The organism is Bradyrhizobium diazoefficiens (assembly GCF_016616885.1).
Classification (GTDB): domain Bacteria; phylum Pseudomonadota; class Alphaproteobacteria; order Rhizobiales; family Xanthobacteraceae; genus Bradyrhizobium; species Bradyrhizobium diazoefficiens_F.
Window position 1 is genome coordinate 4,065,567 of record NZ_CP067102.1, and the last position, 22,867, is coordinate 4,088,433.

Genomic DNA, 22,867 nt, shown 5'->3' on the forward strand with positions numbered 1-22,867 from the left:
TCCGTTGCCGCTTCCTTCATGCTGCTTCCTTTGCTGCCTGGAGTGGAATGTTGGTGCCGACTGGTACGCGCCAGCGGCGGTGCTCCCACCATGCTACGCCGTTCGGATCTTCGGGGGTGTGGATCGGCAGCGCCTGGCGATTGCCAATCCACTGACCGTACCCATTTCGCAGGGCGTTGAGGCCGCCTCTCGACCAGCTCATCGGCCAAAGCCGGATCCAGCCGAGCTCGACGAACATCGCGATCGCGACCGGACCGAGATACTCGAGCTCCTCCGCGAGCACCTTGCGATCGCGTGTGCCGTGCTCTGAGCTCTCGCGGGGAAGGGCGCGCTTCACGACATCTCCTCCAGGCAGCCCTGGCACGTCACGGTGCCGTCGTCGCGGTTGTGGGTGCAGGCGAGCTTCGCGCCCGCAGCGGAGTAGCCACAGCCGAGCTGCTTGTAATAGGCCGGCATGGCGATGCCGCAAGCGGTGCGCGCCGCCTTGGTCGTGATCAGGATCCAGTGCACGCCGGCGACCGCGGGTGACGCGACCGGCGCCGGTGATGGGGCCGGCGCCGGCGCCAGCGGCACCGAGAACATGTCGAGCTGCTCGGTCACGGCTTCGGCCTCGAGCGGTTCATTGCGGACAAGACCATGCGATAACCGTAGGCGTGGTCTAGCAGGACCTTCTCCGTCGTTACGGTAGTGAAACGCGGACCAGCCCCCACAACGTATCGATCTCGGATTTCCTCTGTCGTAGCGATTGCGACGAGATCGCAGGTACCAGGGGTCAGGCCCCAGATGAGCCAAACCCATTGCGCGTCGATCAATGGCGTCGCGAGGCGAGCAGGCCAATCATTAGGGCCGAACTCAACACAGTCCGGCTCTTCCCCAATGCCGTTGAGCAGCCAATCATAGAGCGCGACGTGATAGGCTGCCTTGTACTCCCCGCGGAAGACGTGCGGCGTCACATCCTTCTCGCCGACCTTGATCGACACCCAGTAGTCCGTGCGGCCATCTGCAAGCCGCATAGGTTTGATCGAGACGATCGGGCGGTTTCGCTGCTTGCGGCTCATCAGTTGAAGCCCTCAATAAAGCGCTTGGCCTCGCCCGGGTCGTCGAGGAAACCGGCGAACATCATCGTGGCACCCAGTGTGATTGCGGGGTGGTCCGCGAGTTCGGGGTGCTTCTTCAGGTCGCTGATCATGGAGCCGAGCGCGTCGGCGGGTTTGCCGGCGGCGCAGTATTCGAGCGCCCGCGCTTTGCACCAGGCGAGGTGCTCCTCGCGCGTTCTCATGACTGCGGCTCCGCGTAGCGGTCGACCATCGGCCAGCCCTGCTGCCATTGGCCTTTTTGCTCTTCCGCGTCCTTGCGGAGATGCGCCGCGATCTTTGGCGGGATTGGCCGTCCCACCTTCGCCGCGTGCGCAACGTTTCGTTCAATGATCCGGACTGCATCCGCAGCGGTGCCGTCCCGGAAAAAGCGTTGGCCACTGATCAGCTTGTGATCGGTGCTTCGTATGTCGAGGTTCCAATCGACGTGGGTGAGGCCGCGTGTCTCGAAGCCCTTGCCGCCGCAGCTCGTGCATTGAATGCCGCCGAACGGGGTCACGCCATCCCGCGAATTCCAGATGCGCTCGCGGTGGCCGCATTCGCAGGCGTACCACATGAGGGCGAAGGCTTCGCGGTGGTTGATGGCTTTCATCGGCGCCCCACAATGCGCTCAATGAATTCGATGAACGCGATCTGCACGCTCGGCTCTAAGTACACGATATGATCGCCATCCTCGCGGGGGGCGCGGAGTTTGATCTGTTGCCCGTCAAAGGAACAGTAGAGGCCATCCCCGAGATAGGTCTCCTTAAGTTTGCCGGGATCGATCATGCCGCTTCTCCTGTTTCCTTGATGAGGGTTTCGAGATCGTCGGCGATGCCGCGCGCGAGATCTGGCGCGGAGTTGCCGAATTGGTATGAGCGCAGCGCGTGCAGCGCCGCGGTGAGCGTTTTTTCGATCTGCTCGTGCGCGTTGACGTAGCGGATCAGCCGATCGGCGAGATCCATCGCGCCCTGGCAGGCGATGACGATCGTCTCGTCCTCGTTGCCGTTGATGGTGAGCACGGCTTCATCGAACTGGCAGAGTTCGCCGTCCATCGTGAAGGTGGATCGGTTGTCCGGATCGGCGAGCTCGAGGCGGGGCAGGGCGGTCATTGCAGACGTCCCTCTGTCTCGCCGAGCGCGACGAGCCGCTCGAGAAACTCGGGGTATGTCTCGCCCTCGAGCCTAAATGGCTCGATGAGCTCGAGCGCCGCCGCATCCAGTTCGAACCGCACTCGGCCATCGGGAAGCGCTACGCCGCGGTCTCGATAGATCAGGCGATCGGTCGGCGTAGTCCATCGCTCGAGTAGCCCGTGATAGACCCGCGCAGGTACGATGACGATCGTCATGCCGCGGCCCTCTCCCCGTGGTACTGGGGCACGCGCAGCGGGTTGTGGTACCCGGCCGGCAGATGCTTCTGCAGATCTCGCTTGATGTAATGGGCTTTGCCGAGGCGCTGCAGCTTGATGATGACGCGCTGGGTGTAGCCGGCCCAATCCGTCGTTCGGGTAATCTCCTTGAGGTAGTTGGCTTGGCCCACCTTGTAGAGATCCACGAATGGCGCGGTCGCGTCGATGATCGCCAGTGAGCTCTCGACGTCGAGTGTCGGCTCAAGACTCACCCAGGTGAAGATCCCGCGCGCGTGGAAGGCGCGTAGCGTGGCGATCCGCGACGCCGGCGACGCCGCATTCCGCTCCCACTTTTCGGAAAACGTGTCGCTCATCGATGTCAGCGTGCAGGCGAAGGCGTCGCGATCGGGCCGGAACAGGTCGATATCGCGCAGCGCCCGCGTGCCGCCCTTCGTGAGGGTGCAGAAGCCGAGGCCATGGGCGGCGAGGATCCGCAGCGTCTCGCGGGTTGGTGCGGTATCGCCCGGATGGTACGGGTCCGTCGTGAACGACAGCATGACCTGGCCGGTGACGCCGGCGGCTTGGAAGCGTTGCGCGTCGCGCCAAAGACGCTCGAGGAAACGATCGCGCAGAACGGCGCCGGCGTCGAAGTCCGGCCGCTTCTGCTTGGTCACCAACGGACCGTAGCAATAGGCGCAACCGTGGCCGCAGCCGCGATAGGGGTTGGTGGCGAGCGGGGCATACTCGCCGGCCTGGCCCTTAGGCTCATAGATCATGTTGCAACGCTTGAGGACGTCAGGGAGGTTGCTCATTGCCGGGCCGCCAGTCCGGCCGCGCGGGCCTCGTTGAGCTCGGCCATAGCGGCGTTGCTGCCGCCACGATCGGGATGGCGGTCGCGTGCCAGGCGCCGGAAATTGGCCTCGATCGCGTCGGCGGTGGCGTCTGGCCGTACCTGCAGAACATCCCACCAGCTCTTTCCGGGTGCCTCGAGGGCGACGAAGCCGGTGAACGCCCGCTCCATCATGGTGCCCCCGCCATGGCGCTCGAGCTGGCGCATGGCCTCGATCGCCAGGCCGAGCGAACGCATGTTCGCCGCGGCGTTGTCGAAGCGATCGCACGCCATGGCCATTGGCCGGCCCTTGAGCTGGAAATAGATCGCCACGCCCTCGTCACCGACGCTGCGCTTGCTCTCGGTCGGGATCCCGTAGCGGTCTGGCTTGTGGTTGGTCGAAACAACGACTTTGCCGGCGCCGAGCTTGCGCAGTTCCTCGTAAAGCTGATCGCGGGCCTTCGCGAAGGTGACCAGGCCGCGGCCGGTGACACCCGACCAGTTTTGGCCAGGCGTCGCATACCGGGCCTGCTTGAACTGCCAGCCGCGCTGCTGCTGATGGCTGGGCGTCCTGGGCCAACCTTGCGGCCACTGAAGCGGGTAGGCTTCGACGGTCATGAGCGCCCCGCCAACTTCAGTACTCGCTCGAGGCCGGCCGCGAGCGCTTCAGCCGGCGATGGAGGTCCCTTTTCCGCAATCCGGCCGAAGTAGGGATGGGCGCAATCGAACAGCCGCTCGACGCGCTCACGGGTGGCGTTGTCGTAGTAGCCGGCCCAATAGCCGAGGTTGGCCTTCTCTGCCTGCTCGGCCTCCGCGCGGGTGGTCCCGAACGCCCGCATCTGGTGCTCGACGCACCGCTCGAAGTAAGCCGTAGCGGCGGCCTGATCCTCGATCTTCATCGCCGGCTCGTACTTTTCGCCGAGCGAGATGTGTTCCGGAAAGGGCTCCGGATTTGCCATGATGGTCTCCTGATAATCGGGGAAAACGGGTACGCGGGGACGCAACTGACGCAACACGAAGGGGGATGGGCCTCGACCTCAGGCGGATGGTTCCCGGGCGCGCGAAGGCGCCCGCGGCGAGGGCCGGCGGGAGCGGTAAGGCCAGAACGAAAGGGGCGCGCAGGAGTCGAAACGCGCTAAAGCGCGGAGTCGAATCGGGGGCTGGGAGGGGGTGCTAAGCCATTGAAATAATGGCGCGAGAGACGGGGCTCGAACCCGCGACCTCCGGCGTGACAGGCCGGCGCTCTAACCAACTGAGCTACTCCCGCGTGACGCGTATGTGTCCGCGCGGAACGAGGGGGACTTAAAGGGGGGACATGGTGAAGTCAAGGACGTTGCGTTGACGGGGAGCAAACGCCTGTTGGCGCGGGGCGGGACCGTATCGCTACGGCCCGGACGGCTGCCTCCGGGCGCCGAATCGATCAATGGTGTTACAAGCTCCACAGGCAATTTCCGGGGACATTTGGCTTGACCGTCGGCTCGCGCGCCTTTCAGAACGCAAGGCTCCAGAAGAAATTCAAGAAGGATGCGGACGCCGCGCTGGCGGCGGCCCATCAGGCCTATGGCAACGGACGGCTCGCCGATGTCGAAACGCTGTGCCGGCGGATACTCCAGGTGCTTCCCGATCATTTCGACACGCTGCATCTGCTCGGGGTCTGTCTCAGCGGCGATCCGAAGCGGCTCGAGGAGGCCGAGCAGGTCCTGCGCGCCGCGATCGCGGTCAGCCCGCGGGCGGCCAACGTCTATTGCGATCTTGGCACGGATCCCGACAGGCGTCTCGTGGTGGGTTACGTGTCAGCGGATTTCAGGCGCCACTCGGCTGGCTTCGTCTTCATGCCGGTGTTGCGCCATTGCGATCACGCCAATTTCGAGCTTGTCTGCTATTCAACGTCTCCGCTTCAGGACGAGATGACCGACGAGTTCCGCTCGTTCGCGGATCGCTGGGTCGATGCGGTGTTGCTGTCCGACGAGCAATTGACGGATCGCATCGACAAAGACGGGATCGACATCCTGGTCGATCTGTCCGGTCACTCCGGTGGCAATCGCCTCGGGATGTTTGCGCGCAAGACCGCGCCGATCCAGGTCTCGGCCTGGGGCGCGCCGACCGGCAACGGCCTGAAGACGATGGACTACATCTTTGCCGACCCGGTCGCGATTCCGGAAGGCGCGCGGCCCGAGTTTGCCGAGAAGATCCACGATCTGCCGTGCATGCTGACGATCTCCGAGCCGGCGCCGGTCTCGTACCGGCCGGACTTCCCGATGCTGCGCAACGGCTATGTCACCTTCGGCACCTTCAACCGGATCGAGAAGATCTCGAACGAGGTGCTGCCGGTGTGGTCGAGGCTGCTGCGTGAGCTGCCGGGATCGAAGCTTGTCATCAAGCACAATGCGCTTGACGATGCCGGCCTTCGCGATGGCCTGGTCGCGCGTTTCGTCGAACAGGGCGTCAGCCCGGACAGTGTTGTCTGCCTGGGGGCAAGTCCGCGCGAGGAGCATCTCGCCGAATATGCCCACATCGACATCTCGCTCGATCCGTTCCCGCAGAACGGCGGTGCCGGGACCTGGGAGTCCCTGCACATGGCGTGCCTGTCATCGCCAAGCTGGGCCAGACGACGTCCGGGCGGGCGGCAGGCGGCATCCTCAAGGCAATCGGCCTCGACGACTGGGTTACCGAGGACGATGAAACCTACATTGCGATTGCGAAGCGGTTTGCGGCGGACCCGGCTGGGCTGGCCGCCTTGAGGCTGGAGCTGCCGGCGCGGATCGCGGCCTCGGCGGCGGGCAATGGCGCGACCTACGCGCGCCACGTGGAAGCGGCCTACCGCCAGTTCTGGCAGGACTATTGCGCGGCACAGGCCCAGTAGTCCAACAGCTTGGCCTGAACCCTTCAGAGATTGGCCAAAAGCAAAAGGCCGCCCCAAGGCGGCCATTGCGTCTCAAATCGGACCTTTTTCCCGCGATCAGCGGATCTCGGAGGTGCCCGAGCTCGTGATCACCACCGGCTTGCCGGCCTTGATCACGTGGGTCGACTGGGCGGTCTGGCTGTAATCGGCATTGGTGCGGGCTGCGATCCCGAAGGCGGCCACTACGATGCCGGCCACCAGCGCCACCACCACGATCTTCAGGTGGGTACCCCGATCTGCAGAGTGAATTGAGTGGTTCATCCGAGCCTCCCGACGGGCTTTGGCGCCGTCTGTAGGCTGATGTCTTAAGGAGCATCTGTTTCCGGATCGTTTCGCGGGTTCCGCAAAATGGTTTCATCTGGCCAGTTGCCCGTTTCGGCGTGGGACGGCTGACGGCTTCGTGCGGACGCCGCATGAGCTCTTACCTGCCGCGTAATCGCGGAGGCCAAATCCCCTCGTCATGATCGTTTCCATCGGCCGCGAACGATCCGGCAAGGGAGAAGCACCATGAACCGTCGAACTGTCCTCGAAGCCACGTTGCTTGGAACCGCCTTTGCGGCGGCGTCGGGCGGGAGCGCGCCAGTGGCCGCAGCCCAGCAGACTGTGCGATCGCCCTATGTGACCGCGAAGGACGGCACAAAACTGTTCGTGCAGGATTGGGGCAGCGGCGCACCGGTGCTGCTGCTGTCGGCCTGGACCTTCGACGCCCGCAGCTGGGGCAGCCAGATTGCAGCCCTCGACGCAAAGGGCTTCCGCTGCGTTGCGCCTGACAGGCGCGGGCATGGCCGGTCCGAGATGCCGTCTTCGGGCTATGATCTGGAGACGCTGACCGATGACGTCGCTGCCGTGATCGAGGCGCGCGACCTGCGCGACGTGACGCTGGTTGGCTTCTCGATGGGGACGGTCGAGGCGGTGAACTATCTGGCCCGATATGGATCGGACCGGATCGCAAGACTGGTGCTGGTCGCGCCAACGACGCCGTTCCTGGTCAAGACCGAGGACAATCCGGATGCGGTTCCGAAAGCGATGATCGAGGCCGACAACGCGGCCGTCGCGCGCGACTTCGCAAAATGGATTGCGGCGAACGAAGCGCCGTTCTTCACCCCTGACACGCCCGAGATCACGCGGACATGGATCCGCGAGATGATGCTGAGCGTGCCGTTGCCGGTGGCGCTGGCGTGCCGCAAGACCATCGCGTTCGCCGATCTGCGCGCGGCTGCCGCCAAGATCGATCGGCCGACGCTGATCCTCCATGGCGACAAGGATGCCAGCGCGCCGCTGCCATTGACGGGCGCCAAGACCGCGAAATTGATCAAGGGCAGTAAGCTGATCGTCTACGGGGGCGCGCCGCATCCGCTGCCGCTAACGCACAGCGAGCGGTTGATTGCGGACGTGCTCGCCTTCATGAACGCCTGAGCGGGCTCAGCTCGCCCGCTGGATGTCGGTGCGGATGGTGCGCGCCGCCCAGACGAACAGCAGGGCGCCGAGCGTGGTCGTGACCGCTGCCGAGAGCAGGGAATAGCGCACGGCGTCGGCGCCGTAGCTGCCCTTCAGCGCGTCGTTGACCACGCCGACGGCGAGCGGGCCGACGCCCTGGCCGAAGCAGGTTGCGGTGAGCGCGATCAGCGCGGAGGCGAGCGCGCGCATGCTCGGCTTCGCGACCGTCTGCGCGATCGCAAAGATCGGCCCGAGATGGAAGCCGACCAGGAACGAGGTCAGCGCCAGCATCGCGACCATCATCGTAAAATCCTGCGTCAGCATGCACAGCGCAAAGACGGGGCCGGCGAGGCCTGAGGTGATCGCCGGCGCCCACAGCTTCCAGCGGTCGTCGCGGAGGCTGACTTTCGCCACCACGAAGCCACCGAGCAGCGTGCCGGCCATGCCGGCGAGCCCCTTGAACGTGCCGGCATAGGTGCCGATCTCGGCGCTCGACAGATGATGCACGCGCGCCAGGAATGGCGGGATCCATGCCGCCGTGGCGTAGTTCGTGTAGGTGGTGAGGCAGAAGCCGATCAGCACGATGACGAAGCTTTGCTGCGAGGCGAGGAAGCGCAGCGTCGGCCCGAGCGGCTCGGCCATAAAATTCTCCTGCATCGCGCCGCGCTTCGGCTCCGAGATCGTCAGCCACAGGATCAGCGCCAGCAGGATGCCCGGCACGCCCGCGACATAGAAGGCCATCCGCCAGCCATAGTGCTGGTTGATGGTGCCCCCGACGAAATAGCCCAGGAAGACGCCGAGATAGGTGCCGATGGCGTAGATGCCGAGCGCGCGCGGGCGCTCGTTCTTGGCAAAGAGATCGGCGACGATCGACTGCGAGGCCGGAGAGCCCGCGGATTCGCCGATGCCGACGCCGATCCTGGCGAAGGCCAGTGCGGTGACGCTCGAGGCCATGCCGCACAGCGCCGTCATCGCGCTCCAGAATGCGAAGGCGAGCGCCACGATGTTGCGGCGGTTGAGCCGGTCGGCGACACGCGCAATGGGAATGCCAAGCAGGGAATAGAACAGCGCGAAGCCGAAGCCCGCGAGCAGGCCCATCATGGTGTCGCTGAGCGAAAACTCCTTCTTGATCGGCTCGATCAGGACGTTGAAGATCGTGCGGTCGAGGAAGTTCAGCGCGTAGATGATGGTGAGCAGGCCCAGCACGTAATAGCGCCGCGCCGTGGGCTTTGCCGCGGCGGCCGTTTGCACCGACACTTGTGACGTCACATCGACCATCGCGCCCCCCAATTTGTCTTTGTTGTTGTCGTTGGTCCAGCCCTTGTCAGGGCTGCTCAGCATTCGCGGATGTAGTTCCCCGCTTCGAACTCGACCGGGGCCGGGCTGGTGTCGAACGAGACGCCGACGGGGTCGCGGCCCGCTTCCATCGCCTCGAGCTGGTCGCCCAGCATGCGCCGGATCATCAGGATGCCGCGATCGCTTTGGCCGAAATGCTCCTCGGAATGCACCGTCATCGGACCCTGGCCGACCTGGGCCTCGTAGTCGCCGGGGAATTGCTGGTGCTCCTGCTCCGTCATGTCCCACCAGAATTTTCCGTTGAACTTCGAGCGCATGCGGCCGATGTCGCCGGAATTCTTCACACGACCGGCGACATAGATGCGGAACGAGGTGTCGTCGATCGGCAGCGTCCAGCCGATCGATTCCACCCGGGCAAACTGCGCCACGCGCGGGTTCGGCACCACGCGCAAGGTGGGGAGGGCGGCTTCGGTGACGCGGTAAAACACGCGGCCGTCGTCCTGCTTGCGGATCGAGCGGACGGCGATGCCGCGCGGTGTCTTGTCGAACTTCACCTCCGGCATCGAGGCCATCATGTCAGTGAATTGCGGGCCGGAGAACGAGCCGTGCAGTACCGGCACGTGGTAGGGATCGACCACGTTCTCGAAATGCTGCAGCCAGTTGCAGGGGATGACCGCCGGCCCGCCGCCGCCGATCGAGGAATCGTCGGCCTCGACGAACTCGCCGTCGTCCATGTTTTCGAGGCACTCGTAGCGCGGTAGCACGGGGCGTTTCTCGGCCGGGCCCATATAGGCGAAGATCAGCCCGTAGCGCTCCTCGACCGGATACCAGGGCTGGCGCACCTTGTCCTTGAACTGGCCGCCGTGGGGCTCGCAGGGCTGCTCCAGGCAATGGCCCTCGGTGTCGAACTTCCAGCCGTGATAGCAGCAGCGGATGCCGTCCTCTTCGACCTTGCCATAATAGAGCGTGGTGCCGCGATGGCAGCAGCGGGCGTGGAGGAGGCCGACACGGCCATGCTTGTCGCGGAACAGGATCAGATCCTCACCCAGCGCGCGCACCTTCGTCGGCGTGTCAGTGGCGTCGCTGATGAGTCCGACCGGATGCCAGTAGCGGCGGAGCAATTCGCCCATCGGCGTGCCGCGTACGACCGAGGTGAGCTCGGTGCGCGTATGCGCCGGTTTCATCGCATACGCCGTGCCGAGATCGCGATCCCGCTGGGTGATCGTCATGCTTGGTCCTCCCGCCGCAGGCCTTGGTGGCCGCGTCGTCTTGTGTTGACCCAGTGAAAGATAGTTCGATGACAATGTCAACGATCTTCCAAAATGCCTCCTAATCGCATTCGGATCAGGCTGGGGAGGTTGCGCTACCAAGACTTGGCACGTCTTGGCTTTCTTGGCAGAGGTGGGCGATGAGCCAGACATCGAGCACGGACGGGCGCCAATCGTCCGACACGGACGACAATCACTCGCCGGCGCCGATCACCGTGATGCTGTCATCACGGCTCATGGTGCTTGCCAACCTGCTCAAGCGCGGTGCGATCCTGCGCTACAAGCGTCTCGCAGGACTATCCTCGGTCGAGTTCGGTCTGGTCGCCTCGCTCGGCCGGCGGCCGCCGATGAGCGTGGCCCGGCTCGCCGAGGCCGTCGGTCAGGACAAGGGCCAGATCAGCCGTGCGCTCGCCGAGCTGGTCTCGCGCAAGCTGATCGCGAAGTCCGCGAACCCCAAGGACAGCCGCGAGGTGCTGGTATCGCTGACGCCTGCGGGGCTCTCCGCGCATGACGCGATCGTCGAAGGCGCGCAGGAGCGCAACCGGATGCTGCTCGAGCAATTGAGCAAGGACGAGCTTGAAACGTTGCTTGCGCAGATCGATCGTCTCACCGCGACTGCGGAAGCGATGCTCGAAGCCGAGAAGGTTTCGCGCTGATCGCTCGGAAATATCCGGACATGTTGGAGCGCTTCTAAGAGACTCTCTAAGAGTCCTTCTAAGAGCCTTTCAATTAGGGATATCGCGCCCGCTCCCCTAAGCGTCACGGCAACGCATGCCGTCCTGGGACCGGCGGCATGATGCATCGGATGCACATTGGGGTGGCGCGTTGAACAGTCTGGGAATGCTGCGGTCGGCCGTGTTGGCGACGGCGTCCGCTTTGGTTTTGATGCCGCAGGCATCGCGCGCGCAATCGTCGGCACAGGGCGGTGTGCAGAGCCTGCCGCCGGTCAACGTCGCTGCGCCGGAACAACGCCGCCGCGCAGCCACGACGCCTCAGCGCCGTGCGCCGCGGTCCGTGCAGACCGCCAATCGAGCCAATCCGCAGCCGCAGCGCAATGTCGGCGTCGTCGAGACGCCGCTTGGCCCCGTGAACGGCTACGTCGCGCATCGCAGCTCGTCCGGGACCAAGACGAACACGCCGATCATCGAGACACCGCAATCGGTGTCCGTCATCGGCGCCGAGCAGATCCGCGACCAGAAGCCGAACAAGCTCGACGAGGTCCTGCGCTATACCGCCGGCGTGCGCGCCGGCACGTTCGGCGCCGACACCCGCAACGACTGGTGGCTGATCCGCGGCTTCAAGTCCGACGACGTCGGACTGTTCCTCGACGGCATGCAGCTGTTCTACACGTCCTATGCGAGCTGGAAGCTGCAGCCGCCGAACATGGAGCGCGTCGAGGTGCTGCGCGGTCCGTCGGCCGTGCTCTACGGCGGATCGAGCCCGAGCGGCATCGTCAACGTCATCAGCAAGATGCCGCCGACCGAGCCGGTCCGCTACATCGAGACCGGCATCAACAATTTCGGCAACGCCTATGTCGGCTTCGACGTCGGCGGTCCCGTCGCGATGCAGCCCCAGGATGGCAAACAGGACGGCAAGCTGTTCTACCGCGTCGTCGGCCAGGTCCAGAACGGCAACACGCAGGTCAACTTCACGCCCGACAACAACTACTTCATCGCGCCGTCATTCACCTGGAAGCCGGACGCCGACACGACGTTCACGGTGTTGGCCTCGGCCTCGAAGCAGGACACTCGCGGCATCAACTTCCTGCCCTATCAGGGCACGGTGACCAACGCGCCGTTCGGCAAGATCCCGACCAGCTTCTTCGTCGGCGATCCCAACGTCGACAATTTCACGCGCGAGCAGGAAATGCTTGGCTACAAGTTCGAGCGCAATCTCACCGACGACCTCACGTTCCGGCAGAACGCGCGGTTCGCGCATGTCGACCTGACCTATCGCGGCTTCATCGGCAACGGTTGGGACAATATCAATACGGCGGCGATGGGCCGTTACAATTGGTATGCGAAGAACACCGCCAACCAGGCTGATCTCGACAACCAGCTTGAGTACCGCTTCAACACGGGTCCGGTGAAGCACACGATGCTGTTCGGGGTCGATCTGAAGGGGTACCAGATCGACGACTACCAGGCGTTCAACTTCGGCACGGTGCCGTCGATCAACGTCTTCAATCCTTCCTATGGTCTCGACATTCCGCTCACGGGCGCGCCGTTCCGCAACTTCCTGCTTACGCAGAAGCAGGCCGGCACCTATGTCCAGGACCAGATGAAGCTTGGTAACTTCACGCTGGTCTTGAGCGGCCGCAATGACTGGGTCGAGACGACGCAGGCCGCGCGTGACACTGGCGCAAATATTGCGCGACGCGACGACAGCAGGTTTAGCGGCCGCGCCGGGCTGATCTACAATTTCGACAACGGAATTGCGCCCTACGTCTCCTATTCGACGAGCTACAATCCGATCATCGGCCTCAACGCGCAGAATCAGCTGTTCCTGCCGGAGACCGCCAAGCAGGCCGAAATCGGCGTGAAGGTGGCGCCTACGGGGTTTGACGGCTACTTCACGGCCTCGGTGTTCGACCTGAAGCGGCAGAACGTCGCGACCACCGATCCGTCGAACGTGCTGTTGCAGAACCAGACCGGCGAGGTGACCTCGCGCGGCATCGAGCTCGAAGCGGTCGCCAACGCCACCAGGGAGTTGAAGCTGATCGGCGCCTTCACAGCCTATCATCTCTTCGCCAGCAAGGATCTCGATCCGTCGCTGGTCGGCAAGACGCCGACCAACACACCGGAGATGCTGATCTCGGGCTGGGCGGATTACACTTTCAAGGACGGCCCGCTGGAGGGTTTGGGTTTTGGTGGCGGCGTGCGCTATGTCGGCTCGTCCTGGGCCGATACCGCCAACACGCTTGAGGTTCCCGCGATGGTGCTCGGCGACCTCGCGGTCCACTACGAATGGCAGAACTGGCGCACGGCCATCAACGTGATCAATCTGACCGACAAGATCTATGTCGCGAGCTGCGCCTCGGCCTCGTCCTGCTTCTACGGCGACCGTCGCCGCATCACCGCGAGCCTAGCCTACAAATGGTGAGGCCGGGCGAGGGGAGGGTTTCGTGAAGGCGCGCACGGTCAGGATCTGGTCCGTGGTCCACACCTGGACCAGCCTGGTCTCGACATTGTTCCTGCTGTTGCTCTGCCTGACCGGTCTGCCGCTGATCTTCCATCACGAGATCGATGAGCTCCTGGGCTACGCCCCCCAGCCCGAAGCTCACGCGAGCGCGGCGCGCGCGACGCCACAAGTCGTCGCCGACGCCGCGCTCGCCGCCGATCCCGGCCGCGTCCTGCAATATGTCTCCTGGGACAAGGACGAGCCCGGGCTGGTGATGGCCTTCACCAACAGCGCCCCTGACGGCGCGCCTGACAACGCGACCGTGCGTGCCTTCGACGCCGTTTCAGCCAAGCTGGTCGGGCCGGTCGGCATCGGGCCGATGCTCATCGTGCTCAAGCTGCACACCGACATGTTCGCCGGCCAGGCCGGGAAGCTGTTCCTGGGCGCGATGGGGCTGTTGTTTGCGGTCGCCATCGTCTCCGGCGCGGTGCTGTACTGGCCGTTCACCCGCCGCCTGCGCTTTGCCACCATCCGCGACAGCGCCGCGCGCCGCGTGCGCTGGCTCGACTGGCACAATCTGATCGGGGTGGTGACGGTGGCCTGGGCGCTGGTGGTGGGCTTGACCGGCGTCGTCAACACCTGGGCCGAGCTAATGCTCAACCAGTGGAAGGCGACCGAGCTCGCCAGCATGGTCGCGCCCTATGCCGGCAAGCCGCCGCCTGTGCATCTCGCCTCGCTCGACGACGTCGTCGCGCGCGCCAGGCAGGCTACTCCCGGCATGGAGGTCGCTTTTATCGCCTTTCCGGGTACGCCGTTCACGTCCTCGCACCATTTCGCCGCTTTTATGCGCGGCGACACGGTGCTGACGGCGCGGCTGCTGAAGCCGGTGCTGCTCGACGGTGAAACCGGAGAGGTCGCCGATGCCCGCGCGCTGCCGCTTTATCTTCAGGCGCTCCTGATCTCGCAGCCGCTGCATTTCGGCGATTATGGCGGGCTTCCGCTCAAGGTGATCTGGGCCGCGCTCGACGGGCTCACCATCGTTGTGATCGGCAGCGGCCTCTATCTCTGGGTGGCGCGGCGGCGCAAGCGTGCCCTTGCCAAAGCCGACACATTCGCCAGACGAGCCCCGGTCCCGTCGTGATGCATGGCTCCTCTGACCGCGCACGCCTGTGGATACGTGTCTTTGCTGCACCTGGCGTGCTCGCGGCCGCGACCATCGTTGGCCTGCTGGCTGCGTTGCTCTGGGGAACGGTCGGCCAGTATGTCGCCTGGGTGACAGTCGGGGCGCCGGTCGCGGTCGTTGCCTGGGTTTGGGTGCGCCGCCGCAGCCAAAAAACCGGCCCATTATCGTCGACGATACGCGGCAAATAGCCGGCGTGGCCTCGGCGCCGCAATCTCAGTACTGTTGGCCCGCAAAACTGTGGCCGCCCTTGCTGGCTTTTCCGATCTGCTCCATACCAGCCGCGGGTGATTCCGGGATTTCCACCGTTCCGGGAGCGGGAAAGGGCCTAAAAAGAGCGTGTCTTGCGCCCATTGGTGCACTGCGCTAAGGCTCAGAATAATTCCAAATCGGACGAATCCGTGGCTGTCCCGAGGCTGCGGGAAAAAGGGCTCGTCAATGAGCGGCATTCTACAGAACTATCTTCCACTCGTGGTATTCATAGGGGTAGCTGCCATCATCGGCCTTGTGCTGCTGATCGCGCCCTTCATCGTGGCGTTCCAGCAGCCGGATCCGGAAAAGCTGTCGGCGTATGAGTGCGGTTTCAACGCCTTCGACGACGCCCGCATGAAGTTCGACGTCCGCTTCTACCTGGTCGCCATCCTCTTCATCATCTTCGACCTCGAGGTGGCGTTCCTGTTTCCCTGGGCGGTGGCGTTCGGCAAGCTTGGCGCGACCGGCTTCTGGTCCATGCTGGTGTTCCTCGCCGTGCTGACGGTGGGCTTCGCCTATGAATGGAAGAAAGGCGCACTCGAATGGGATTGAACCCTGCACCATCAGCTGGTCCGCTTCTGGCGCCGGCCCCCAAGGGCATCCTGGATCCGTCGACCGGCAAGCCGGTCGGTGCCAATGATCCGTTCTTCCTCGAGGTCAATCACGAACTGTCCGACAAGGGCTTCTTCGTGGCCGCGACCGACGATCTCATCACCTGGGCGCGCACCGGCTCGCTGATGTGGATGACCTTCGGCCTCGCCTGCTGCGCGGTCGAGATGATGCAGGTGTCGATGCCGCGTTACGACGTCGAGCGCTTCGGCTTCGCGCCGCGTGCCTCGCCGCGCCAGTCCGACGTGATGATCGTCGCGGGCACGCTGACCAACAAGATGGCGCCGGCGCTGCGCAAGGTCTACGACCAGATGCCCGAGCCGCGCTACGTCATCTCGATGGGCTCCTGCGCCAATGGCGGCGGCTACTATCACTATTCCTACTCGGTCGTGCGCGGCTGCGACCGGATCGTGCCGATCGACATCTACGTGCCGGGCTGCCCGCCCACGGCGGAAGCGCTGCTCTACGGCGTGCTGCTGCTGCAGAAGAAGATCCGCCGCACCGGCACCATCGAACGCTAAGGTTTTACGTCATGGACGACGCCAAGCTCGACGCCCTGGGGCAGACGATCGTGAGCGCGCTGCCGGGCGCCGCTATCGGTCATTCGGTGGCCTTCAATCAACTCACGGTTGAGGTCGAGGCCAGCAAGATCGTCGAGGTGGTCAAGTACCTCCGCGACGATCCGAGCTGCCGCTTCGTCAACTTCACCGACATTACGGCCGCGGACTATCCGTCGCGCGAAAAGCGCTTTGACGTGATCTATCACTTCCTGTCACCGACCCTGAACGCGCGGATCCGGCTCAAGGCCCAGGCCGACGAGACCACGCAGGTGCCGTCGCTGATCGAGGTGTTCCCCGGCGCCGACTGGTTCGAGCGCGAGGCCTACGACCTCTACGGCGTGTTCTTCGTCGGCCACCCCGACATGCGCCGGCTCCTCACCGACTACGGTTTCGAGGGCCATCCGCTGCGCAAGGATTTTCCGCTCACCGGCTTCCTCGAGGTCCGCTACGACGACCAGGAGAAGCGGGTGGTGTACGAGCCGGTCCGCCTCAACCAGGAATTCCGGAAGTTTGATTTCTTGTCGCCATGGGAGGGCGCGGACTATCCGCTGCCTGGGGACGAGAAGGCGGAGCCAAAGAGCTGATCATGAACGAACAAAGCGCAGGCTTGCGTAACTTCACCATCAATTTCGGCCCGCAGCATCCGGCGGCCCATGGCGTGCTCCGCCTCGTGCTCGAGCTTGACGGCGAAGTCGTCGCTCGCGTCGATCCCCATATCGGCCTGCTTCACCGCGGCACCGAGAAGCTGATCGAGCAGAAGACCTATCTGCAGGCGATCCCGTATTTCGACCGGCTCGATTACGTCGCGCCGATGAACCAGGAGCACGCCTTCTGCCTCGCGGCGGAAAAGCTGCTCGGCATCGAGGTGCCGCGCCGCGCACAGTTGATCCGCGTGCTCTATTGCGAGATCGGCCGCATCCTCTCGCACCTGCTCAACGTCACCACGCAGGCGATGGACGTCGGCGCGCTGACCCCGCCGCTGTGGGGTTTTGAAGAGCGCGAGAAGCTGATGGTGTTCTACGAGCGCGCCTCGGGCAGCCGTATGCACGCAGCCTTCTTCCGCGTCGGCGGCGTGCATCAGGACCTGCCGCAGAAGCTGGTCGACGACATCGAGGCCTGGTGCGATCCGTTCCTGAAGGTCGTGGACGACCTCGATCGGCTGCTCACCGCCAACCGCATCTTCAAGCAGCGCAACGTCGATATCGGTGTGGTGTCGCTGAAGGAAGCCTGGGAGTGGGGTTTCTCGGGCGTGATGGTGCGCGGCTCGGGCGCGGCCTGGGATTTGCGCAAGGCGCAGCCCTATGAGTGCTACGCCGAGATGGATTTCGACATTCCGATCGGCAAGAACGGCGACTGCTACGACCGCTACCTGATCCGCATGGAAGAGATGCGCCAGTCCGTGCGCATCATGAGGCAGTGCATCCAGAAGCTGAATGCGCCGGACGGGAAGGGCTCCGTCGTCGTTGAGGACAACAAGGTTGCCCCGCCGCGCCGTGGCGAGATGAAGCGCTCGATGGAAGCGCTGATCCACCACTTCAAGCTCTACACCGAAGGCGTTCACGTGCCGGCCGGCGAAGTCTATGCCGCGGTCGAAGCGCCCAAGGGCGAGTTCGGCGTCTATCTGATCTCCGACGGCACCAACAAGCCCTACAAGTGCAAGATCCGCGCGCCGGGCTTTGCCCATCTGCAGGCGATGGACCACATCTGCCGCGGCCATCTGCTCGCCGACGTCTCGGCCATTCTCGGCTCGCTCGACATCGTGTTCGGAGAGGTCGATCGGTGATGGCGCAGGCGCCAATCCAGTTTGACCGTGCCTCGGGGGCCCTTGAAGGGGCCAACCTGTGGGAGCGGACGGCTGCCTTGGCGCTGGTGACGGGATCGAAGATCTCGTCGCATTTCTCGCATATGGGCTACATCGCCTGCGCGAATTTGCTGCGGAAAACGCTGCCCGAGCGCAACATCGCGATCAAGCTCAACCCGGACGCCGTGTTCGAATTCCCTTATGGCGACGGTTACTGGAGCAAGCTGCTCAACCGCTCTTATTGCTACGAGGATGAGCTGGAGCTGTTGTTCGCCGACTCCATCGACGTCGATTACACGCTGCTCGATTGCGGCGCCAATTACGGCTACTGGTCGGTGCTGGTGTCGAGCAAGCCGTTCGGCTCGCACAAGGCGATCGCGATCGAGCCGTCGGGCCAGAACTATCCGAAGCTCGCCACCAATGCGCGCATTAACGGCAACCGCTTCGAGACCATGAAATGCGCGATCGGCGCCTCGCGCGGCACCGCGCGGCTGTCGGGCACTAAGCACGAGGCGTTCAGCATCGCCGGCGACGCGTCAGCTGGCGGTGAGGACGTGCCTGTTCTCGCGCTCGACAATCTCATCGACGACGGCAAGGTCGCAGGCACCGGCAAATACCTGATCAAGCTCGACGTCGAAGGCGTCGAGATCGAGGCGATCAAGGGCGGCGCCCGGCTGCTTCAGACCGACAGCGTCATCATGTGCGAGGAGCACGGCAGCGATCGCTCTCATGCGGTGTCGCGCTACATCCTCGAACAAACCCCGCTGAAGCTGCTCGTGCTCGATCCGCGCAGCAACCGGCTGGAGACCGTGACCGAGCTGTCGATTCTCGACCGCATCAAGGTCTCGACCCACGTCGGCTACAACGTTTTCGGCACCGCAAGCGCATTCTGGCAGGACAGGATCAATGCCCTGAATGCGAAAACCGCGCGCCGCATGCAGTGAGAGATAAGACATGTCCGTTCGCCGATTAGCACCGAAGGAAGTCCAGCCCGCGAGCTTTGCGTTCACGGACGAGAACCTTGCCTTCGCCAAGCAGCAGATCGCGAAATATCCGGCCGGCCGGCAAGCCTCGGCCGTCATCGCCATTCTCTGGCGCGCCCAGGAACAGCACGATGGCTGGGTGTCGGAAGCCGCGATCCGCGTCGTCGCCGATCTGCTCGACATGCCCTATATCCGCGTGCTCGAAGTCGCGACCTTCTACACGATGTTCCAGCTCGCCCCGGTCGGCAAGAAGGCCCACGTCCAGGTCTGCGGCACCACGCCGTGCCGCCTGCGCGGCGCCGAAGACCTGATCCATGTCTGCGAGAGCCGGATCCACCACGATCCCTTCCATCTCTCCAAGGACGGCAATTTCAGCTGGGAAGAGGTGGAGTGCCTCGGCGCCTGCGTGAACGCGCCGATGGTGCTGATCGGCAAGGACACCTATGAGGACCTGACCAAGGAAACCTTCGGCAAGGTGCTCGACGGTTTTGCCTCGGGCAATCCGCCGAAGCCCGGTCCGCAGAACGGCCGCCAGTTCTCCGCGCCGGCGGGCGGGCCGACCACGCTGAAGGAGACCTCCTGATGGGTCTTCCGTCTCAGGCGAACCGGGGGAGCGAAGCCGTGAAGAAATGGGGCTTCGTCGCCATGCATGCCGCGCTCGCGGCCGCCTTCATATTCCTGCTGCAGCGCTTCGTGATGAACGCGACGCAGGAAACCAGTCTGCTCTGGGCGCTGACCTTCGCCGTCTGCGCCGCCGGGCTTGCCTACAAGCAGGCCAATCGTTGATCGGAAAGCACTGATATGCTCGAGGACAAGGACCGCATCTTCAAGAACCTCTATGGCCTCCACGATTGGGGGCTCGAGGGCGCGCGGCGCCGCGGCGCCTGGGATGGTACGAAGACTATCATCGACAAGGGCCGCGACTGGATCATCAACGAGATGAAGGCGTCCGGCCTGCGCGGCCGCGGCGGCGCCGGCTTTCCGACCGGTTTGAAATGGTCCTTCATGCCGAAGGAGTCCACCGACGGTCGTCCCAGCTATCTCGTCGTCAACGCCGACGAGTCCGAGCCCGGCACCTGCAAGGATCGCGAGATCATGCGGCACGATCCGCATCTCCTGATCGAGGGTTGCCTGATCGCGAGCTGCGCGATGAACGCGCATGCCTGCTACATCTATGTCCGCGGCGAGTTCATCCGCGAGCGCGAGCATCTCCAGGCCGCGATCGACCAGGCCTATGAGGCCAAGCTGGTCGGCAAGGACAATGTCAACGGCTGGCCGTTCGACATCTACGTCGCGCACGGCGCCGGCGCTTACATCTGCGGCGAGGAAACCGCGCTGCTCGAAAGCCTCGAGGGCAAGAAGGGCCAGCCGCGCCTGAAGCCGCCGTTCCCGGCCAACGTCGGCCTGTTCGGCTGCCCGACCACCGTCAACAACGTCGAGTCGATCGCGGTTGCGCCGGACATCCTGCGCCGTGGCGCCGCGTGGTTTGCCGGCATCGGCCGTCCGAACAATGTCGGCACCAAGCTGTTCTGCATCTCCGGCCATGTCGAGCGGCCCTGCAACGTCGAAGAGGCCATGGGCATTCCGTTCCGTGAGCTGATCGACAAGCATTGCGGCGGCATCCGTGGCGGCTGGGACAATCTCAAGGCCGTGATCCCCGGCGGCTCGTCGGTGCGCATGGTGCCGGCCGAGCAGATCATCGACACGCCGATGGATTTCGATAGCTTGAGCAAGCTGCGGTCGGGCCTCGGCACCGCGGCCGTGATCGTGATGGACAAGTCGACCGACCTGATCCGCGCGATTGCCCGCATCTCCTATTTCTACAAGCACGAGAGCTGCGGCCAGTGCACGCCGTGCCGCGAAGGCACCGGCTGGATGTGGCGCGTGCTGAGCCGCATGGCCGACGGTCGCGCGCATAAACGCGAAATCGATATGCTGCTGGAAGTGACAAAACAGGTCGAAGGCCACACCATCTGCGCGCTCGGCGACGCAGCCGCCTGGCCGATCCAGGGCCTGATCGCGCATTTCCGTCATGAGATCGAAGCGCGCATCGACCAGTATTCGCACAAGGCCGACATCGACGATGCCGGTGTCCGCGATCCCGTGAACATGGTCGCGGCGGAGTAGAGACAATGACCAAGCTCATCATCGACGGCAAAGAGATCGATGTCCCCGCCGAGTACACGCTGCTTCAGGCGTGCGAAGCGGCTGGTGCCGAGATTCCGCGCTTTTGCTATCACGAGCGGCTGTCGATCGCCGGCAATTGCCGGATGTGTCTCGTCGAGGTGAAGGGCGGCCCGAAGCCGGTCGCGAGCTGCGCCTGGGGCGTGCGCGACTGCCGTCCGGGCCCGAAGGGCGAGCCGCCGGAAATCTCGACGCGTTCGCCGATGGTGAAGAAGGCACGCGAAGGCGTGATGGAGTTCCTTCTGATCAACCATCCGCTGGACTGCCCGATCTGCGACCAGGGCGGCGAGTGCGACTTGCAAGACCAGGCGATGGGCTATGGTGTCGATACCAGCCGCTTCGCCGAGAACAAGCGCGCGGTCGAGGACAAATATCTCGGCGCGCTGGTCAAGACCTCGATGAACCGCTGCATCCAGTGCACGCGCTGCGTCCGCTTCTCGGCGGAAGTCGCCGGCGCCCCCGAGATGGGCGCGACGGGGCGCGGCGAGGACATGGAGATCACGACCTATCTCGAGCACGCGCTGACCTCGGAACTGCAGGGCAATCTCGTCGACATCTGCCCGGTCGGCGCGCTGACCTCAAAACCCTATGCCTTCGCGGCGCGTCCGTGGGAGCTCGGCAAGACCCAGTCGATCGACGTCATGGACGGCGTGGGTTCTGCGATCCGCGTCGACACCCGCGGCCGCGAGGTGATGCGCATTTTGCCGCGCATCAACGAGGCCGTGAACGAGGAGTGGATCTCCGACAAGACCCGCCACGTCGTCGATGGCCTGCGCACCCAGCGCCTCGACCGGCCCTATATCCGCGAAGCCGGCAAGCTGCGCGCGGCGAGCTGGCCGGAAGCCTTTGCTGCGATCGCGGCCAAGGCGGCGCGTACCGACGGCAAGCGCATCGGCGCGATCGCGGGCGACCTCGCCGGCGTCGAAGAGATGTTCGCGATCAAGGATCTGCTCGCCAAGTTCGGCTCGGCCAATCTGGCGGTGCAGGGCGGCGACGCCTTCAATCCCGCGCTCGGCCGCGGCGCCTACATCTTCAACCCGACGCTCGCGGGCGTCGAGCGGGCGGATGCGCTGCTCATCGTCGGCGCCAATCCGCGCAAGGAAGCGGCGGTGTTCAACGCCCGCATCCGCAAGCGCTGGCGCGCCGGCGGCTTCAAGGTTGGTGTCATCGGCGCCAAGGCCGACCTGACCTATGATTACGACCATCTCGGCGCAGGCACCGAGACGCTCGGCGAGCTTGCAGCCGGCAAGCACTCCTTCATGGACGTGCTGAAGAACGCCAAGAATCCGATCATTCTGGTCGGCGCGGGCGCGGCCTCGCGTCACGACGGCGCCGCCATTCTCGCCGCTAGCGCCAAGCTCGCGCTCGACGTCGGCGCGGTGAAGGACGGCTGGAACGGCTTTGGCGTGCTGCACGAGACCGCTTCGCGGGTCGGCGCGCTCGACATCGGCTTCGTCGCCGGCCAGGGCGGGCTGAACGCCGCACAGATGACGACCTTCGGTACGCTCGATTTGCTGTTCCTGCTCGGCGCCGATGAGATCAAGGCGCCGGACGGCACCTTCGTCGTTTACATCGGCACCCATGGCGACCGCGGCGCGCATCGTGCCGATGTGATCCTGCCCGCAGCCGCCTACACCGAGAAGTCCGCGATCTACGTCAACACCGAAGGCCGCGTGCAGATGACCGGCCGCGCCGCGTTCCCGCCCGGCGAAGCCCGCGAGGATTGGGCGATCGTCCGCGCGCTCTCCGAGGCGCTCGGCAAGAAGCTCGGCTACGACTCGCTTGCCGCGCTGCGCCAGGCGATCTTCAAGGCCGTGCCGCATCTGATCCGTCTCGACCAGATCGAGGCAGGTGCCGCCGACCAGATCAAGAAACTGGCGGGGAAGGGCGGCTCGCCCGAGAAGGCGCCGTTCAAGGCGGCGATCGAGGACTTCTACTTGACCAACCCGATCGCGCGTGCGTCCGCCGTGATGGCGGAATGCTCGCGGCTTGCCTCCGGGCAGATGCTGACCGCAGCGGAGTGAG

The 22,867-nt window shown here is 64.6% G+C and carries 27 protein-coding genes, 1 tRNA gene and 1 pseudogene; 14 read left to right on the plus strand and 15 right to left on the minus strand.

Annotation, left to right across the window (positions count from 1 at the left end; genetic code table 11):
* Window positions 1-16: 16 nt before the first annotated feature.
* From JJC00_RS18925 to JJC00_RS18980, 12 genes are all read right to left on the minus strand, one after another.
* Entirely contained in the window at window positions 17-337 is a 321-nt protein-coding gene (locus tag JJC00_RS18925; protein ID WP_200467511.1) for a hypothetical protein, read from the minus strand.
* Window positions 334-600 (minus strand): hypothetical protein, encoded by a 267-nt coding sequence (locus JJC00_RS18930; protein WP_200467512.1) that lies wholly within the window; start codon window positions 598-600, stop codon window positions 334-336. Before JJC00_RS18930 ends, JJC00_RS18925 begins: the two co-directional genes overlap by 4 nt.
* Window positions 597-1,058, minus strand: coding sequence for a hypothetical protein (locus JJC00_RS18935; protein WP_200467513.1), 462 nt, complete (start codon window positions 1,056-1,058; stop codon window positions 597-599). The genes JJC00_RS18930 and JJC00_RS18935 overlap by 4 nt, the downstream gene beginning before the upstream one ends.
* The gene (locus JJC00_RS18940) at window positions 1,058-1,279 is read right to left on the minus strand and encodes a hypothetical protein (protein ID WP_200467514.1); all 222 of its coding nucleotides are present in this window, start codon (window positions 1,277-1,279) and stop codon (window positions 1,058-1,060) included. The genes JJC00_RS18935 and JJC00_RS18940 overlap by 1 nt, the downstream gene beginning before the upstream one ends.
* Window positions 1,276-1,686, minus strand: a complete 411-nt coding sequence (locus tag JJC00_RS18945; protein ID WP_200467515.1) for a hypothetical protein — start codon at window positions 1,684-1,686, stop codon at window positions 1,276-1,278. The genes JJC00_RS18940 and JJC00_RS18945 overlap by 4 nt, the downstream gene beginning before the upstream one ends.
* A complete protein-coding gene (locus JJC00_RS18950) occupies window positions 1,683-1,862 on the minus strand; it encodes a hypothetical protein (protein ID WP_200467516.1) in 180 nt (59 codons plus the stop codon). The genes JJC00_RS18945 and JJC00_RS18950 overlap by 4 nt, the downstream gene beginning before the upstream one ends.
* Window positions 1,859-2,185, minus strand: coding sequence for a hypothetical protein (locus tag JJC00_RS18955; protein WP_200467517.1), 327 nt, complete (start codon window positions 2,183-2,185; stop codon window positions 1,859-1,861). The genes JJC00_RS18950 and JJC00_RS18955 overlap by 4 nt, the downstream gene beginning before the upstream one ends.
* Window positions 2,182-2,421: a DUF7557 family protein gene (locus JJC00_RS18960; RefSeq protein ID WP_200467518.1), complete on the minus strand. Its 240-nt coding sequence runs from the start codon at window positions 2,419-2,421 to the stop codon at window positions 2,182-2,184. Before JJC00_RS18960 ends, JJC00_RS18955 begins: the two co-directional genes overlap by 4 nt.
* Window positions 2,418-3,233 (minus strand): radical SAM protein, encoded by an 816-nt coding sequence (locus JJC00_RS18965; protein ID WP_200467519.1) that lies wholly within the window; start codon window positions 3,231-3,233, stop codon window positions 2,418-2,420. Before JJC00_RS18965 ends, JJC00_RS18960 begins: the two co-directional genes overlap by 4 nt.
* Entirely contained in the window at window positions 3,230-3,868 is a 639-nt protein-coding gene (locus tag JJC00_RS18970) for a J domain-containing protein (protein WP_200467520.1), read from the minus strand. The genes JJC00_RS18965 and JJC00_RS18970 overlap by 4 nt, the downstream gene beginning before the upstream one ends.
* The gene (locus JJC00_RS18975) at window positions 3,865-4,209 is read right to left on the minus strand and encodes a hypothetical protein (RefSeq protein WP_200467521.1); all 345 of its coding nucleotides are present in this window, start codon (window positions 4,207-4,209) and stop codon (window positions 3,865-3,867) included. Before JJC00_RS18975 ends, JJC00_RS18970 begins: the two co-directional genes overlap by 4 nt.
* Window positions 4,210-4,440: 231 nt before the next feature.
* Window positions 4,441-4,517, minus strand: a tRNA-Asp gene (locus JJC00_RS18980).
* Window positions 4,518-5,010: 493 nt separating this feature from the next.
* On the opposite strand from JJC00_RS18980, the pseudogene JJC00_RS18985 reads away from it, so the two are divergent.
* Window positions 5,011-6,113: pseudogene (locus JJC00_RS18985) on the plus strand (tetratricopeptide repeat protein); the annotation flags it as partial.
* Between the two features lie 96 nt (window positions 6,114-6,209).
* On the opposite strand, the gene JJC00_RS18990 reads toward JJC00_RS18985, so the two are convergent.
* Window positions 6,210-6,413, minus strand: coding sequence for a hypothetical protein (locus JJC00_RS18990; RefSeq protein WP_200467522.1), 204 nt, complete (start codon window positions 6,411-6,413; stop codon window positions 6,210-6,212).
* Between the two features lie 246 nt (window positions 6,414-6,659).
* Here JJC00_RS18990 and JJC00_RS18995 point away from each other — a divergent pair, with 246 nt between their 5' ends.
* Window positions 6,660-7,568: an alpha/beta fold hydrolase gene (locus tag JJC00_RS18995; protein WP_200467523.1), complete on the plus strand. Its 909-nt coding sequence runs from the start codon at window positions 6,660-6,662 to the stop codon at window positions 7,566-7,568.
* Between the two features lie 6 nt (window positions 7,569-7,574).
* On the opposite strand, the gene JJC00_RS19000 is transcribed toward JJC00_RS18995, so the two are convergent.
* Window positions 7,575-8,867 (minus strand): spinster family MFS transporter, encoded by a 1,293-nt coding sequence (locus JJC00_RS19000; RefSeq protein ID WP_200474156.1) that lies wholly within the window; start codon window positions 8,865-8,867, stop codon window positions 7,575-7,577.
* A 56-nt stretch (window positions 8,868-8,923) separates the two neighbouring features.
* The gene (locus JJC00_RS19005) at window positions 8,924-10,114 is read right to left on the minus strand and encodes an aromatic ring-hydroxylating dioxygenase subunit alpha (RefSeq protein ID WP_200467524.1); all 1,191 of its coding nucleotides are present in this window, start codon (window positions 10,112-10,114) and stop codon (window positions 8,924-8,926) included.
* 179 nt (window positions 10,115-10,293) lie between these two features.
* On the opposite strand from JJC00_RS19005, the gene JJC00_RS19010 reads away from it, so the two are divergent.
* The 12 genes from JJC00_RS19010 (at window position 10,294) to nuoG (ending at window position 22,866) form a co-directional block, all read left to right on the plus strand.
* Window positions 10,294-10,809 (plus strand): MarR family winged helix-turn-helix transcriptional regulator, encoded by a 516-nt coding sequence (locus JJC00_RS19010; RefSeq protein ID WP_200467525.1) that lies wholly within the window; start codon window positions 10,294-10,296, stop codon window positions 10,807-10,809.
* 184 nt (window positions 10,810-10,993) lie between these two features.
* A complete protein-coding gene (locus JJC00_RS19015; RefSeq protein ID WP_200467526.1) occupies window positions 10,994-13,255 on the plus strand; it encodes a TonB-dependent siderophore receptor in 2,262 nt (753 codons plus the stop codon).
* A 22-nt stretch (window positions 13,256-13,277) separates the two neighbouring features.
* Entirely contained in the window at window positions 13,278-14,414 is a 1,137-nt protein-coding gene (locus JJC00_RS19020) for a PepSY-associated TM helix domain-containing protein (RefSeq protein WP_200467527.1), read from the plus strand.
* 477 nt (window positions 14,415-14,891) lie between these two features.
* On the plus strand, window positions 14,892-15,257 hold the full coding sequence (locus JJC00_RS19025; RefSeq protein ID WP_092290902.1) for an NADH-quinone oxidoreductase subunit A: 366 nt from the start codon (window positions 14,892-14,894) through the stop codon (window positions 15,255-15,257).
* On the plus strand, window positions 15,254-15,835 hold the full coding sequence (locus tag JJC00_RS19030) for a NuoB/complex I 20 kDa subunit family protein (RefSeq protein ID WP_433996532.1): 582 nt from the start codon (window positions 15,254-15,256) through the stop codon (window positions 15,833-15,835). The genes JJC00_RS19025 and JJC00_RS19030 overlap by 4 nt, the downstream gene beginning before the upstream one ends.
* An 11-nt stretch (window positions 15,836-15,846) precedes the next feature.
* Window positions 15,847-16,458, plus strand: a complete 612-nt coding sequence (locus tag JJC00_RS19035; protein WP_200467529.1) for an NADH-quinone oxidoreductase subunit C — start codon at window positions 15,847-15,849, stop codon at window positions 16,456-16,458.
* Between the two features lie 2 nt (window positions 16,459-16,460).
* Complete coding sequence (locus tag JJC00_RS19040; protein ID WP_200467530.1) at window positions 16,461-17,657, plus strand: NADH-quinone oxidoreductase subunit D; 1,197 nt, start codon at window positions 16,461-16,463, stop codon at window positions 17,655-17,657.
* A complete protein-coding gene (locus tag JJC00_RS19045) occupies window positions 17,657-18,619 on the plus strand; it encodes an FkbM family methyltransferase (RefSeq protein WP_200467531.1) in 963 nt (320 codons plus the stop codon). The genes JJC00_RS19040 and JJC00_RS19045 overlap by 1 nt, the downstream gene beginning before the upstream one ends.
* A 10-nt stretch (window positions 18,620-18,629) precedes the next feature.
* Window positions 18,630-19,241: an NADH-quinone oxidoreductase subunit NuoE gene (nuoE, locus tag JJC00_RS19050; protein ID WP_200467532.1), complete on the plus strand. Its 612-nt coding sequence runs from the start codon at window positions 18,630-18,632 to the stop codon at window positions 19,239-19,241.
* Window positions 19,241-19,444 (plus strand): hypothetical protein, encoded by a 204-nt coding sequence (locus JJC00_RS19055; RefSeq protein ID WP_200467533.1) that lies wholly within the window; start codon window positions 19,241-19,243, stop codon window positions 19,442-19,444. Before nuoE ends, JJC00_RS19055 begins: the two co-directional genes overlap by 1 nt.
* Window positions 19,445-19,459: 15 nt before the next feature.
* Complete coding sequence (gene nuoF / locus JJC00_RS19060) at window positions 19,460-20,785, plus strand: NADH-quinone oxidoreductase subunit NuoF (RefSeq protein WP_200467534.1); 1,326 nt, start codon at window positions 19,460-19,462, stop codon at window positions 20,783-20,785.
* Window positions 20,786-20,790: 5 nt separating this feature from the next.
* Window positions 20,791-22,866: an NADH-quinone oxidoreductase subunit NuoG gene (gene nuoG / locus JJC00_RS19065; protein ID WP_200467535.1), complete on the plus strand. Its 2,076-nt coding sequence runs from the start codon at window positions 20,791-20,793 to the stop codon at window positions 22,864-22,866.
* Window position 22,867: the final 1 nt, after the last annotated feature.

What these genes read in the sequence shown, in the direction of transcription:
- JJC00_RS18935 (WP_200467513.1), bottom strand. Translation starts at nt 1,058, where the DNA reads ATGAGCCGCAAGCAGCGAAACCGCCCGATCGTCTCGATCAAACCTATG.
- JJC00_RS18940 (WP_200467514.1), bottom strand. Translation starts at nt 1,279, where the DNA reads ATGAGAACGCGCGAGGAGCACCTCGCCTGGTGCAAAGCGCGGGCGCTC.
- JJC00_RS18945 (WP_200467515.1), bottom strand. Translation starts at nt 1,686, where the DNA reads ATGAAAGCCATCAACCACCGCGAAGCCTTCGCCCTCATGTGGTACGCC.
- JJC00_RS18950 (WP_200467516.1), bottom strand. Translation starts at nt 1,862, where the DNA reads ATGATCGATCCCGGCAAACTTAAGGAGACCTATCTCGGGGATGGCCTC.
- JJC00_RS18955 (WP_200467517.1), bottom strand. Translation starts at nt 2,185, where the DNA reads ATGACCGCCCTGCCCCGCCTCGAGCTCGCCGATCCGGACAACCGATCC.
- JJC00_RS18960 (WP_200467518.1), bottom strand. Translation starts at nt 2,421, where the DNA reads ATGACGATCGTCATCGTACCTGCGCGGGTCTATCACGGGCTACTCGAG.
- JJC00_RS18965 (WP_200467519.1), bottom strand. Translation starts at nt 3,233, where the DNA reads ATGAGCAACCTCCCTGACGTCCTCAAGCGTTGCAACATGATCTATGAG.
- JJC00_RS18970 (WP_200467520.1), bottom strand. Translation starts at nt 3,868, where the DNA reads ATGACCGTCGAAGCCTACCCGCTTCAGTGGCCGCAAGGTTGGCCCAGG.
- JJC00_RS18975 (WP_200467521.1), bottom strand. Translation starts at nt 4,209, where the DNA reads ATGGCAAATCCGGAGCCCTTTCCGGAACACATCTCGCTCGGCGAAAAG.
- JJC00_RS18990 (WP_200467522.1), bottom strand. Translation starts at nt 6,413, where the DNA reads ATGAACCACTCAATTCACTCTGCAGATCGGGGTACCCACCTGAAGATC.
- JJC00_RS18995 (WP_200467523.1), top strand. Translation starts at nt 6,660, where the DNA reads ATGAACCGTCGAACTGTCCTCGAAGCCACGTTGCTTGGAACCGCCTTT.
- JJC00_RS19000 (WP_200474156.1), bottom strand. Translation starts at nt 8,867, where the DNA reads ATGGTCGATGTGACGTCACAAGTGTCGGTGCAAACGGCCGCCGCGGCA.
- JJC00_RS19005 (WP_200467524.1), bottom strand. Translation starts at nt 10,114, where the DNA reads ATGACGATCACCCAGCGGGATCGCGATCTCGGCACGGCGTATGCGATG.
- JJC00_RS19010 (WP_200467525.1), top strand. Translation starts at nt 10,294, where the DNA reads ATGAGCCAGACATCGAGCACGGACGGGCGCCAATCGTCCGACACGGAC.
- JJC00_RS19015 (WP_200467526.1), top strand. Translation starts at nt 10,994, where the DNA reads ATGCTGCGGTCGGCCGTGTTGGCGACGGCGTCCGCTTTGGTTTTGATG.
- JJC00_RS19025 (WP_092290902.1), top strand. Translation starts at nt 14,892, where the DNA reads ATGAGCGGCATTCTACAGAACTATCTTCCACTCGTGGTATTCATAGGG.
- JJC00_RS19035 (WP_200467529.1), top strand. Translation starts at nt 15,847, where the DNA reads ATGGACGACGCCAAGCTCGACGCCCTGGGGCAGACGATCGTGAGCGCG.
- JJC00_RS19040 (WP_200467530.1), top strand. Translation starts at nt 16,461, where the DNA reads ATGAACGAACAAAGCGCAGGCTTGCGTAACTTCACCATCAATTTCGGC.
- JJC00_RS19045 (WP_200467531.1), top strand. Translation starts at nt 17,657, where the DNA reads ATGGCGCAGGCGCCAATCCAGTTTGACCGTGCCTCGGGGGCCCTTGAA.
- nuoE (WP_200467532.1), top strand. Translation starts at nt 18,630, where the DNA reads ATGTCCGTTCGCCGATTAGCACCGAAGGAAGTCCAGCCCGCGAGCTTT.
- JJC00_RS19055 (WP_200467533.1), top strand. Translation starts at nt 19,241, where the DNA reads ATGGGTCTTCCGTCTCAGGCGAACCGGGGGAGCGAAGCCGTGAAGAAA.
- nuoF (WP_200467534.1), top strand. Translation starts at nt 19,460, where the DNA reads ATGCTCGAGGACAAGGACCGCATCTTCAAGAACCTCTATGGCCTCCAC.
- nuoG (WP_200467535.1), top strand. Translation starts at nt 20,791, where the DNA reads ATGACCAAGCTCATCATCGACGGCAAAGAGATCGATGTCCCCGCCGAG.